This is a genomic window from Corynebacterium sp. LK28, from assembly GCF_014335105.1.
GTDB lineage: Bacteria > Actinomycetota > Actinomycetes > Mycobacteriales > Mycobacteriaceae > Corynebacterium > Corynebacterium macclintockiae.
This window is the reverse complement of record NZ_PDGZ01000008.1, coordinates 224,338-237,367: the sequence shown is the minus strand read 5'-3', so window position 1 is coordinate 237,367 and position 13,030 is coordinate 224,338. Positions and strand designations below refer to the sequence as shown.

The 13,030-nt window shown below is 63.8% G+C and carries 6 protein-coding genes; all 6 read left to right on the top strand.

Going from position 1 to position 13,030, the window contains the following annotated elements; translation table 11 throughout:
• Positions 1-132 precede the first annotated feature (132 nt).
• The 6 genes from CRD15_RS03255 to pks13 all read left to right on the top strand — a co-directional run bounded on the left by CRD15_RS03255 (position 133) and on the right by pks13 (position 12,990).
• The gene (locus CRD15_RS03255; RefSeq protein ID WP_187401891.1) at positions 133-1,146 is read left to right on the top strand and encodes an alpha/beta hydrolase family protein; all 1,014 of its coding nucleotides are present in this window, start codon (positions 133-135) and stop codon (positions 1,144-1,146) included.
• 825 nt (positions 1,147-1,971) lie between these two features.
• Positions 1,972-3,957: an alpha/beta hydrolase-fold protein gene (locus tag CRD15_RS03250; RefSeq protein ID WP_187401912.1), complete on the top strand. Its 1,986-nt coding sequence runs from the start codon at positions 1,972-1,974 to the stop codon at positions 3,955-3,957.
• Between the two features lie 2 nt (positions 3,958-3,959).
• Entirely contained in the window at positions 3,960-4,574 is a 615-nt protein-coding gene (locus CRD15_RS03245; protein WP_187401890.1) for a DUF732 domain-containing protein, read from the top strand.
• 83 nt (positions 4,575-4,657) lie between these two features.
• Entirely contained in the window at positions 4,658-5,593 is a 936-nt protein-coding gene (locus tag CRD15_RS03240; protein WP_187401889.1) for a cutinase family protein, read from the top strand.
• Between the two features lie 185 nt (positions 5,594-5,778).
• Positions 5,779-7,674, top strand: a complete 1,896-nt coding sequence (locus tag CRD15_RS03235) for a FadD32-like long-chain-fatty-acid--AMP ligase (protein ID WP_187401888.1) — start codon at positions 5,779-5,781, stop codon at positions 7,672-7,674.
• A 174-nt stretch (positions 7,675-7,848) separates the two neighbouring features.
• Positions 7,849-12,990, top strand: a complete 5,142-nt coding sequence (pks13, locus tag CRD15_RS03230; protein ID WP_187401887.1) for a polyketide synthase Pks13 — start codon at positions 7,849-7,851, stop codon at positions 12,988-12,990.
• The last annotated feature ends 40 nt before the right edge of the window (positions 12,991-13,030 follow it).

Sequence of the window (13,030 nt, the reverse complement as noted above, 5' to 3'; positions counted from 1 at the left end):
TTACTTAATGGATTCGATAGTTATCTTGAGCAGGATCGTAAAGATTTGATAACGTACTCGCATTCTGTGTTTCTCGGCAGAGCAACTGCGTTTCGAGAGATTTCAAGACTGACTAGAGCTGTTTAGGACTGTATGAATTCGACGATGAAGAGTAAGGGACTGGGCGCGAAGCTCACTGCATTCCTGGTTGCAGTGGCCACTGCGCTGGGCATGGCTGTTGTAACTGCACCTACGGCTGCTGCGGATAACCGCGGCCACCTGCGCCCGGGCTGCAGCTGGAGCAAGCACAAGTACTACCTGCAGAACTGCTGGGTTTACTCCCCGGCGATGGGGCAGAAGATCCAGGTGCAGATCAAGCCTTCCTCGCGTGGCGGTAACGCTGGCGTCTACATGCTGGACGGCCTGCGCGCACGCCAGGACTACAACGCGTGGGTTTGGTCTGGCAACGCTGTGAAGAAGTTCGTCAACGACAACGTGACCCTGGTGATGCCCGTTGGTGGCCAGGCTCAGTTCTACACTGACTGGAAGGGTCCGTACGGTGGCAAGGGTGGTCCGAAGAAGCCGCGTTGGGAGACCTTCCTGACCCGCGAACTGCCGGGTTACCTGCAGCGTAACTTTGGCGTGAGCCCGAACCGCAACTCCATTGTCGGTCTGTCCATGGGCGGTACTGCCGCGATGAACCTGGCTGCGTGGCACCGCAACCAGTTCAAGCAGGCGACCTCCCTGTCTGGTTACCTGAACCCGACCTGGCCGGGCATGTACGCCGGAATCCAGTACGCGATGTCCGATGCTGACAAGGGCGCGAACATCTGGGACATGTGGGGTAGCCCGGTAGACCCGCTGCGTTTCCGCAACGATCCGACTGTTCAGGCTGGCCGTTTCAGCGGTATGCCGCTGTACCTGGCTGCTTCCGGCGGAGTTCCGGCTCGCGGCGAGAAGTTCCTGGAGAACCCGCGTGGCGTTGCTGCCGGCATCGGCCTGGAGTGGATGGCGCGTACCTCCACTGCGAAGTTTGAGATGGCTGCTCGTGCGGTAGGTGCTCGCCCAGTTGTGAGCTACCCGATCAACGGCCTGCACGCATGGCCGTACTGGGATGCGGAGCTGAGCAAGGCTCGCCCGCACATCCTCCGCGCGCTGGGTGCCTAGTTAATTTTGTGACTAGTTAGCCTGGGGTCTTGTTAAACGGAGGCCTTGCTAACTGGGGGGCTTGCTAGGTTCCCGAAGCCACTGTCTAAGGTGCCGGCTTGAATAGCCGGTCGCCTTCGGCGGTGGCTTTTGCGTTTCTTGGAGGGTAAATGTCGGAAAAGTTGCAAAGCTACAAGTCGGCTATTTCGTGGATACGATTTGTGGCGCTCTGACCAGCGGCTTTGCGAAATGGAAATAGTTACCAACAAAGAAGTGCAACTTTTCCGACATGTAGGCCGGGGTGTGGGGCTGGACTGGATGGCCGGAGCGTGTGGCCGGGGTGTGGGGCTGAGGAGAGGGTTTGCCGGTGTTGGCTATCTGGGCGGGGCGGTTGGGCGGGGCGGTTGGGGTGTGGCGGCGTCAAGAAAAAGGAAGAGCAAAAAGGGTCACATGGGTAACAGTGGCTACGTGCTAGGCTAACCCTAAAGTAAAACTTTAAATGTTCCGCGTGTTGTCCATGTGAATACGCTTTTGCTTGCCATAATTACTGACGTGCTTGAAGCGCGCCTGTGGGAAGTGCTTGCCGCGACTGCTCAGCGAGGCGTCCCGGCGGGAAGCCCCAGGCCGTGATTGACAGCAATAAACAGAATCTGAATAGAGTACCTGGATCGAAAAGTTCAGTAATGGCCGGCAGTGCGAAGCAGGAGGGGAACCTGCTTCGGCTGACACAGCACCAGCGCTGAGCTGGCCTACAACTACGCACGACCAGCACAACTGCAGGGTGGCCCCAGGGCGACTGCAGAACTACAACCAAACAACCAAAGAGCAACAGAAAGAATGAAGACTATGCGCCTTGCAGCGAAAATTTCCCGTCGCACTCGCTCCGCCAGCAGCAAGACCGGTAGCACGAACAGCAGCAACCTCCGCCGCGGAAGCGCCGCGTTCCTGGCACTGCCGCTTTCCGTTGCACTTGCAATGCCGCTGACCCCAGTCGCTGCTGCCCAGAGCTCCCTGGGCGGATCCCTGGGTCCGGGATCCGGCACCAGCTACCTGGACCCCGAGAGCATCCCGAAGCGCACCCCGCGCCAGGTCACCGAGCAGCACCTGCAGGGCCTGCCGGAGGGTGTCAGCGTGGACCGCGTTGAGTGGATCACCGAGCGCTGGGCGAACGTCTTCATCAACTCTGCCGCCATGCCGGGCAAGCCGATCAAGGTGCAGATCCTGCTGGCTCGCGACTGGTACTCCCAGCCGGACCGCAAGTTCCCGACCGTGTGGGCCCTCGATGGCCTGCGCGCCCGCGAGGACGAGTCGGGTTGGACCCTGTCCACCAACATTGCTAACCAGTACGCGGACCGCAACGTCAACGTGATTCTGCCCGTCGGCGGCGAGTCCTCCTTCTACACCGACTGGCAGCAGCCAGACAAGGGCAAGCACTACAAGTGGGAGACCTTCCTGACCAAGGAGCTGCCGCCGGTGCTGCGCGAAGGCTGGCGTGCCAACGAGGATCGCGCCATCACCGGCCTGTCCATGGGCGGCACCGCCGCGATGAACCTGGCTGAGCGCTTCCCGGAGATGTGGAAGTTCGTCGGTTCTTTCTCCGGCTACCTGGACACGACCTCCTACGGCATGCCCGAGGCCATCGCCTACGCCACGAACGACGGCAATGGCTACGACGCCAAGAAGATGTGGGGCGAATTCGGCTCCCAGGACTGGATCGACCACGATCCGAAGCTGGGCGTTGAAGCTCTGAAGAAGATGACCGTCTACGTCTCCGCAGGCAACGGCAACGCCGGCAAGTACGACAAGCCGGGCGCTATCCCGGGGCTGCCAAGCAACATGGCGGGCTTCGGCCTGGAGGCCATGTCTCGCATGACCACCGAGACCTTCGTCAAGCGCGCTAAGCAGGCCGGCGTCAAGCCGATCACCGCCTTCCGTCCGTCCGGTACCCACGACTGGCCGTACTGGCAGTACGAGATGATCCAGGCATGGCCGCACATCGCCGATGCCCTCGGCCTGTCGGAAGCTGACCGCGGCGCGAAGTGCCAGGTCGGCGGCGCTATCGCCGAGAACGTCAAGAAGGTTCCGAACCTGGGCGCCTGCATCTCTAACGAGTACGATGCTAAGGACGGCGGCAAGGTTCAGGACTTCCGCGGTGGCCGTGCCTACTGGTCCCCGAAGACCGGCGCCCACTTCGTATGGGGTCGCATTGGCGCCCGCTACGCGTCGATGAACGGCCCGGATTCTTGGCTGGGCTACCCGACCTCCGAAGAGCACGTCATTTCCAACGGTCGCGGTCGCTTCACGGCCTTCGAGAATGGCGCGATCTACTGGACCCACGAGACCGGCGCCTTCGCTGTGCCGAAGGACTTCGTCGACGAGTGGGGCAAGACCAACTGGGAGAACGGCCCGCTGGGCTACCCGATCGCTGAGGTCGAGAAGGTCGGCGACAGCTACATGCAGAAGTTCCAGAACGGCCTGATCGTCCGCGATAAGGACAACAAGACCAACTACGTCCAGGGCAAGATCGCCGAGAAGTACCTGCAGCTGGGTGGCCTGAACTCCAAGCTGGGCAAGCCGAAGAGTGGCGAAAAGGCCATCAAGGGCGGCCGCTTCTCCGAGTTTGAGCACGGCAACATCTACTGGTCCCCGTTCACCGGCGCGCACGTGATCTACTACGGCAACGTGTTCGACGAGTGGGGCAAGCGTGGCTGGGAGCAGGGCAAGCTCGGCTACCCGACCAGCGACCACGAGGACATCCCGGCCGGCGGAACGCGGATCAAGTTCCAGCACGGTGAGATCCGCGAGGTCAACGGACGCGTAGAGGTGCTCTAACGGTGGGCGTCACTAAGAAAAACACCGGACGCACGTCCCGCGGTGCCGTTGTCGGTGCTGCGTGCGTGGCGCTGCTGTCCCTCGGTGCGCTGACGGCCTGCGGCGACGATGAGACGGTGGACAATTCCACCGAATCCTCAGTGCCGTCGGTGTCTGCGTCAGAGTCTGGGTCCAAGTCCGACGAAGACAAAGACGGCAAGGACAGCAAGGATGGGGTCAAGGACGGTGACGGTGAGTCGGGCTCTAGCTCTACGGAAGGTAGTGACGCCCCAGGCTCCGCCGGCCAAGGCGGTGCGCCAGCGCACGACGGCGGCGTGGATGAGGTGGATGAGATCCCCACTGGCGCGCAGCGTAGCGACAAGGACAAGGACTTCCTGAACCGCTTGAAGGATGGCGGCATTGACCTGACGAAGGCCGATGATGCCTCCGATATTGGTGGCCTGGAAGATCAGGTCATTGCAGCTGGTCAAGCGCATTGCACCGCCGAAGGCGGCGGCAAGGCGGACGTCTACACTCCGTTGGCTGCGGGGCAGCTGAAGGAGAACGGCGTGATCGACGGTGACCCGAAAAAGGCCGAGGAAGCTATTCGCAACGCAGCGAAATCGGCGTATTGTTAGGGCTTCAGCGCTTCCGAAGTCTCGAGTAACCAGGCTGTCCACATTTACGCGCGGGCAGCCTGGTTTTGTTCTAGAAGGAATTTATGAAGAAGGTCTTGACTATCCTGGCCGTGCTCGTCCTCCTTGCTCTGATCGTGGTGGGCGTGGGGAATTGGCTACTCACAAATGATCAACCGGGAGGCCCCGGTCCGGGCAAGCCCACTGCACCGCCGAGCCCTGAAGCGCAGAACCCGCCGGGGTGTGCGGATGTAGAGGTGCTGGCGGCCCCGGGTACGTGGGAATCCAAGGCGGACGATGATCCGCTGGCTCCGCGCGCCAACCCGCGGTCCTTGCTGCTGAATGTCACCCGCCCCCTGACCGAGGAGTTCCCCAAGGAGAAGGTGAAGGTGTGGACGTTGCCGTATACCGCGCAGTTCCGCAACATCAACGCGAAGGGGGAGATGACCTACGACGACTCCCGTAACCAGGGCTTCAAGCGGCTGGAAAACGAGCTGCGGGAGATGCACAAGGCATGCCCGGCGACGTCCTTCGTGCTGACCGGCTTCAGCCAGGGCGCGGTGATTACGGGCGACATGGCTGGGGAGATCGGCAACAACCGGGGGCCGGTTCCCGCAGACAGGATCCTGGGTGTGGCTTTGATCGCCGATGGTCGCCAGGAGCTGGATAAGGGCACGCTGGTCGGTGCGAAGGGTATCCGCGGTACGGGCGCGGAGATTGCGCTGAACCCTGTGAGCGGGCTGATCCAGACCATCGTCCCCGGGGCGACGATGCGCGGTCCGCGCCCGGATGGTTTTGGTGAACTCAACGATCGCGTGAATAACTTCTGTGCGCCTGCCGATCTTATTTGTGACGCCCCAGGGGATCTGGGCAACGCTCTTGTGCGAGCTAAGGACCTGGTGGCTGCCAATGCTGTCCACTCTCAGTACGCGACGAATGGCGCGGTCGTGGACGGGAAGACCGTGCCGGAGTACATCGTTGGTTGGGCTCGGGATTTGATTAACGAGCGCACAGGGAAGTAGCTGGGGAAGTAGCTGGCATGCCGCCGGGCGCGAGTGCACCATACGGCGCCGGGGGCGAGGGCACCACATGCCGCCGGGTGCGAGACACAGCATTGCGCAATTGCAGGGTAACGAATGCCTTTCCCGGTACGATGTGTTTCACAAGTAAAACTAAGTGTTTATAGAAACAGATAGAGGAGATCTCAGTGGATATCACTTCGGCAATGGGGCAGTTTTACGACGAGCAGGGCAATATCAACATCCCTGATCAGCTGACCCTTTCCGGTATGTGCGAGATGCTGTACACGATGGCGCAGATGGAAGGCACCGTAGATAATGTGCTGATCCGCCACTGGGACTTCTCCGAGTCGCGCGAGGGAACGGTACACGAGATCACCCGCGCGCAAGTGAACACCCGCATTAAGGCCGTGTGCGTGCGCCTGCAGCAGGTCGCCAAGCCCGGCGACCGCGTGGCGATTCTGGCTAATAACTCCCCGGAGTACATGTACGCCTTCCTCGGCGCGATGTACGCCCGCATGGTGCCGGTTCCGCTGTACGACCCCAACGAGCCGGGCCACACCGGTCATCTAACCGCCGTGCTGGGTTCCTCCGAGCCGACGGTAGTGCTGACTAACAAGCGTTCCGCGGCTGCGGTACGCAAGCACTTCGCTGCCATCCCCGCGACCGAGCGCCCGCGCGTGTTGACGGTGGACGCGCTGCCGGATGCGCTGGCCGACGATTGGCAGAACCCCATGGCCGCCATCATGGCGGATCCATCCCTGGCCCCGAAGTCCAGCGAGGAAGCATTCCTGCAGTACACCTCCGGCTCCACGCGCACCCCGGCTGGCGTGGTGCTGACGCACAAGTCGATCGTCACCAACGTTTTGCAGATCTTTAAGGCCGTTAACCTGAAGACCCCTCTGCGTCTTTCCACCTGGCTGCCGTTGCACCACGACATGGGCGTGATCTTGTCCGCCTTCGTGATCATCCTGGGACTTCCATTCGAGCTAATGTCCCCGCGCGACTTCATCCAGGATCCGGGCCGCTGGGTCCGCCAGCTGAACCGCAAGAGCGAGGACGAGAACATCTACACCGTCGTTCCGAACTTCGCCCTGGAACTGGCCGTGCGTTACGCCGACCCGGCGAAGGTCGCGGAGCTCGCCGACGTGGACCTGTCCGCTATCGACGGCATCATCAATGGTTCCGAGCCGGTGCACCACAGCTCTGTGCAGAAGTTCCTAGATACCTTCGGCCCTTACGGCTTTAAGAAGGAGGCCATGCGTCCGTCCTATGGCCTGGCCGAGGCCACGCTGATCGTCACCACCCCGCAGACTGACGAGCGCCCGCTGACGAAGTGGTTTAAGCGCGAAGAGCTGTCCGCCGGAGCCGTAGTAGAGGGCAGTGCGGACGACGCAGACAGTCTCTCCCTGGTTTCCCTGGGCCAGGTTTGTTCCCCGCAGACGCTGGCTATCGTGGATCCGGAGACCGGCAAGGAGCTCGCCGACGGCAACGTTGGCGAGATCTGGGTGCACGGCGACAATATGGCAGCGGGCTACCTGAACCGCCCCGAGGAAACCGAAGAAACCTTCCGCAACAACCTGCCCGTAGCCAACCGTCTGGAATCTGGTGGCCACGCGGGCGACGTGCCGGAGGACAACTGGATGCGCACCGGCGACCTGGCCGTCATCGTCGACGGGCACCTGTTTATCACCGGCCGACTGAAGGACCTCATCATCGTCGCAGGCCGCAACCACTACCCGCAGGACATCGAGGCCACCGCCGACGAGGCCACCGCGCAGACCGCTCCGGCCGTTATCGCCGCCTTCGCAGTGGGCGCCGGCGAGGGCACTGCTGCGGCCCGTGGCGCCGACGGCGAATCCGTCGAGGGGCTGGTCATCATCGCCGAGCGCGACCCGGAGGCCACCGAAGATGGCGATGCGGAGGCCATTGAGGCCATGCGAGCCGCCGTCACCGCCACCCACGGCGTGCAGCCCTCGGACGTGCGCATCATCGCGCCGGGCACCCTCCCGCGTTCTTCCGCCAACAAGATCGCCCGCCGCGTAGCTGCGAAGGCGTATCTGGAGGGCACGCTGGGCGCTTAATCCATAAAGCGCTTCAGGCGCGTTAAAATATGGCGATACTAGCGACCCCCGTGCGGCCTTCGACAGCGTTTAAGCCGGTATCTCGGTGGTCGTTTATTGCTTTGTGGCACACACCCACATAACTGCACACGGCTCACTCACGAATTAATGCACGAAAGGAAACGGCGACTTTCCATGGCAGACAATCAGCAGGGCGACCAGAAGGACGGGCAGCAGAACAACCAGCACACCCGCCCCGCGACGATTCAGCAGATGCGGGAATGGTTGCGCGCGTGGGTCGCGGACGCTACCGGCCTGGATGCCGCCGAGATTTCCGACGAACGCTCTATGCAGGACTTCGGCCTGTCTTCCCGCGATGTCGTTGTGCTGTCCGGCGACCTGGAACGCCTGCTGGGCACCACCCTGGATGCCACGATTGCCTACGAGTTCAACACCATTGCCGCGCTGGCCGATCACTTGATGAACGGCCGCGGTTCTGGCGCTGTTTTTGGTACCGACGCCACCGCCTCCGCAACCACCGATACCAGCGCAGGTGGCCCATTGCCGCTGGGTAAGCGGGATATCGCAGTGGTCGGCATGGCAGGCCGCTACCCCGGTGCCGATAGCGCCGATGAGATGTGGGAGCTGTTTTCCAACTACCGCTCTGGCGTGGGCGAGCTGCCCGCCGGGCGCTGGGCGGAGTACTCCCGCGACCCGGAGATGACCCGCCGCATGGAGCAAGCCCAGCTGACCGGCGGCTACATCGAGGACATCGCCTCCTTCGACGCGGAGTTCTTCGGCCTGTCCCCGCTGGAAGCGGCGAACATGGATCCGCAGCAGCGCATCGTGCTGCAGCTGACGTGGGAGGCGCTGGAGGATGCGCACATCCCCGCCAACGAGCTGCGCGGCAAGCCCGTCGGCGTGTTCATGGGTAATACCAACAACGACTACGGCATGCTGATCTCCGCCGATCCGGCGGAGGCGCACCCGTACGCCCTGACGGGTAACTCCAGCTCCATCATTGCCAACCGCATTTCCTATGCCTTCGACTTCCGTGGCCCGTCCGTGGCGATGGATACGGCCTGCTCTTCGTCGCTGGTGGCAATTCACCAGGCGGTGCGTTCTCTGCGCGATGGTGATTCTGATGTGGCTGTGGCGGGTGGCGTCAACCTCCTATGCAGTCCTTTTGCGACCGTGGCGTTTTCCGAACTCGGTGTGCTGAGCCCGACGGGTGGCATCCGTGCCTTCAGCGACGACGCGGACGGCATTGTGCGCTCCGACGGAGCCGGAGTGGTGGTGCTGAAGCGTCTGGAGGATGCCCGCCGTGACGGCGACAATGTGCTGGCCGTGATTAAAGGCTCGGCGGTGAACTCCGATGGCCGCTCCAACGGTCTGACCGCCCCGAACCCGGATGCGCAGGTCGACGTGCTACGCAGTGCTTACGCGGACGCGCGGATCGACCCGCAGTCGGTGGATTACGTGGAGGCTCACGGTACCGGAACCATTCTGGGTGACCCGATTGAAGCCACCGCGCTGGGCACCGTGCTGGGGCGCCAGCGCGACGTGGCAGAGCCGCTGCTGCTGGGAAGCGCGAAGACTAACTTCGGGCACACTGAAGCCGCTGCGGGTGTCGCGGGCGTGATGAAGGTTGTCATGGCGATGCGCGAGGGCGTGCTGCCGCCGAGCCTGAACTACAGCGGCCCGAACCCGTACATCGACTTTGACCGCGAGCACCTGGAAGTCGTGGAGGATCCGCGCGAATGGCCGGAGTACTCGGGGCGCGCCATCGCCGGTGTCTCTGGCTTCGGCTTCGGTGGCACGAACGCGCACGTCGTGATCGCGGCGCCGAACCTGGCTGAGGAAGCTGCGGCGGGAGTGGGCTACGCGGCTGTCACTGAGACCGAGGACAGTGCCCCGATTGGGCTGGACCGTGAGGATGCGGCGGGGGAGGCCCCGCGAGTGTTGCTGCCCGTCAGTGGCCTGCTACCCTCGCGCCGCCGCCAGGCCGCCGAAGCACTGGCCGGATACCTGGAGGACAACCGGGAATCCTTTGGCGACGGAGCCACGGAAGCGCTGCACCTGCGCGACCTGGCACTGGCGCTGGCAGGGCACAACCACGGTCGCTCCCGCGGCGTGGTGTCCGCCGCCACCGTCGACGAAGCTATTGCTGGCCTGCAGCGCATCGCAGCGGGCAAGCAGGGCGCGACGGTAAAGACCGCTGATTCTCCGTCGGCCAATGGCCCGGTGTGGGTGTTCTCCGGCTTCGGTTCGCAGCACCGCAAGATGGCTAAGGACCTATACGAACTCTCTGAGTTCTTCGCCGCCCGCCTGGATGAGCTGGATAAGGTCGTGCGGGCCGAGTCCGGCTGGTCCTTCACCGAGATGGTGTTGGACGACGAGCAGAACTACGACACGGAGCGCGCCCAGGTGGGGATTACCTGCGTGCAGATCGCGCTGAACGACCTTCTGCGCACCTTGGGTGCGCAGCCCGCCGCAGTCGTCGGCCAGTCGATGGGTGAGATCGCAGCGGCCTACGCCGTGGGCGGCATTTCCGCCGAGGAAGCCGTGCGCATCGCCTGCCACCGCGCCCGCCTGATGGGCGAGGGCGAGCGCCTGCTGCCGGAGGACAAGCAGGGTGCCATGGCCGTGGTGGAGTTCGGCGTGGAGGAACTTGCCACCTTCACCTCCGAGCACCCGGAATACGCCAAGGTGGAGCCCGCCGTGTACGCCGCGCCGGGCATGACCACCGTCGGTGGCCCCGCGGAGCCGGTGCAGAAGCTGGTCGAATACCTGGAGGGCGAGGGCAAATTCGCCCGCCTGCTGAAGGTCAAGGGCGCTGGCCACACCTCCATGCTGGACCCCATCCTGGGCGAGCTGCACTACGAGATCTGTGATCTGCAACCCCAGCCGATCCACACCCCGCTGTACTCCACCGTCGACCGCGGTCGCGTGTACACCCCGGGCGAGGTCGTCCACGATGCCGAATACTTCCTGCGCTGCACCCGCCAGCCGGTCTGGTTCTCGGAGGCGACGGGTAAGCAGTTCGACGATGGCTTCCGCACCTTCATCGAGATCTCCCCGAACCCGGTGGCCCTGATGCCGCTGATGAACAACTCCTTCGCGCACAACGCCAGCGATTCCAAGCTGTTGTTCCTGCTGAAGCGCAAGGAGCCGGTCGCGCAGACTCTGCTGTCCACCCTCGCGGAGCTGTACGTTCAGGGCGCTAACTTGAACCTCAAGGCTCTGGCTGCGGGCTCGCGGACCCTGCAGGACATTGCGATGGGCGGCGCGCAGGGCTCGGCTACCGGTGCGGGCACTGGCGCTGGCGCTGGCACTAATACCCGCTCTAAGGCGCTGCCGAAGGTGCCGGGCACTACCTGGAACCTGCAGCGCTACTGGACCAGCGCCCGCCCGTCGTCGGACCCTGCCGTGGAGCTGCCCGGTACTCGCGTGAACCTGCCCGATGGTCGCGTTGTGTTCAGCGCTGCGGCGGAGGACGTACCCAGCATCGCGCTGCTCGCCGAGGCCGCCGCCGAGGTGCTTTCTGGCAGCACTACTGGCGCTTCCGAGAACGCCACCGTCGCCGCCACGCGCGAGCACTCCCCACTGCCGACCGCAGGCCAGCTGACGACTATCGCCACCGGTTCCCTCGGCGGCTGGTCCCTGTCCGTCTACGCCGCCGATGGCCCTGCCGGACAGGCAATGCCGCTGGTTGCGGAGGCTTTTATCGCCACTCTTGGGGTTAATGACGCCACCTCGGCCCCAGCCGCCACCGCTGTCAACGAGGAGCTGAGCGCTTCCGCCGCCAAGGCTTCCGCGAAGGAGAGCGCCGGCAACACTCTGCCCGAGGTCGACGAGACCGCTGACCGCTGGGATCCCAACTCCGGGGAGTCCGCCGGTGACCGCCTGCGCGCCATCGTCTCCGAATCCATGGGCTACGACATCGAGGATCTGCCCGGCGAGCTTCCCCTCATTGACCTGGGGCTGGATTCCCTGATGGGAATGCGCATCAAGAACCGTGTGGAGTACGACTTCGACCTGCCACCGCTGCAGGTTCAGGCGCTGCGCGATGGTTCGGTGGACGATGTGATCGCACTCGTGGAGCAGATGATCGCGGAGCGTCACGCCGGGGAGACCGGCGAGTCGGCTGATGCGGCTGCTGGTGGAGAAGGTGGCGTCACTAAGGAAGAAAGCGATAGCGACAACAACGGCGGCGAGGCGGCAACCGACTACACCGCCACCGCCGGCGGCGTGGCCCCGCGCGACGCGAGCGAAAGGTTGGTGTTCGCGACCTGGGCAAAGGTGACCGGCAAGGCCGCCGCGGGCGTGACCAGTGAGCTGCCGAAGATCGACGAGGAGCAGGCGCGCGGGATCGCAGAGCGCCTGTCCGAACGCTCCGGGGCGGAGGTCAGCGCGGAAGATGTGCTGGCTGCCGAGACCCTCGAGCCGCTGAGCGAAAAGGTGCGCAGCAGCCTGGAAAGCGAAGTGGAGGGCAACATCCGCGTGTTGCGGGCACGCCCCGAAGGCAGCACCCGACCGGCGGTCTTCCTATTCCACCCGGCTGGTGGCTCGTCCGTGGTATACGCGCCGCTGATGCGCCGCCTGCCGGAGGACGTGCCGGTGTACGGCGTGGAGCGCCTCGAGGGCGAGCTGGCGGATCGTGCCAGCGCCTACCTGGCGGAGACCATCGAGCTGTCCGACGGCCGCCCGGTGGTGCTGGGTGGCTGGAGCTTCGGCGGCGCCCTGGCCTACGAGGTTGCCTACCAGCTGGGTAAGCGAGCCACCGCAGGTGAGCCGAGCGCAGAGGTCGAGCACATCGTGCTGCTGGATACCGTGCAGCCGAAGAACCCCGCGCCGGATACGAAGGAAGAAATGCACGCGCGCTGGGACCGCTACGCCGCGTTCGCCCAGAAGACCTACGGGCTGCCCCTGGAGGTGCCGCACGAGCTGCTGGACCAGCAGGGCGAAGGCGTGATGATGCAGATGTTCCAGCAGTTCCTGGCTTCCCCGGAGGCCAAGGGGCTCGGCCTGCCCGCGGGCGTGCTGGAGCACCAGCGCGCCAGCTTCGTGGACAACCGCATCCTGGAATCCCTGGACTTCGGAGCCTGGGCAGACGTGCAGGCACCGGTCACGCTGTTCCGCGCGGAGCGAATGCACGACGGCGCGATTGAGCTGGAGCCGGCCTACGCCGAGGTAGCGCCGGACGGTGGCTGGGGCGAGATCGTCAAGGACCTGGAAATCATCCAGCTCCGCGGCGACCACCTGGCTATTGTGGACGAACCAGAGATCTCTAAAGTGGGACGTGTGATCGCCAAGCACATCACGGATGGCGACTAGACGGCGATTAACTAGATAACCTTTAACCAGGCTTGTCGAG

Excerpts from the sequence above, each read along its gene's own strand:
- CRD15_RS03240 (WP_187401889.1), top strand. The coding sequence starts at position 4,658 with ATGAAGAAGGTCTTGACTATCCTGGCCGTGCTCGTCCTCCTTGCTCTG.
- CRD15_RS03250 (WP_187401912.1), top strand. The coding sequence starts at position 1,972 with ATGCGCCTTGCAGCGAAAATTTCCCGTCGCACTCGCTCCGCCAGCAGC.
- pks13 (WP_187401887.1), top strand. The coding sequence starts at position 7,849 with ATGGCAGACAATCAGCAGGGCGACCAGAAGGACGGGCAGCAGAACAAC.
- CRD15_RS03255 (WP_187401891.1), top strand. The coding sequence starts at position 133 with ATGAATTCGACGATGAAGAGTAAGGGACTGGGCGCGAAGCTCACTGCA.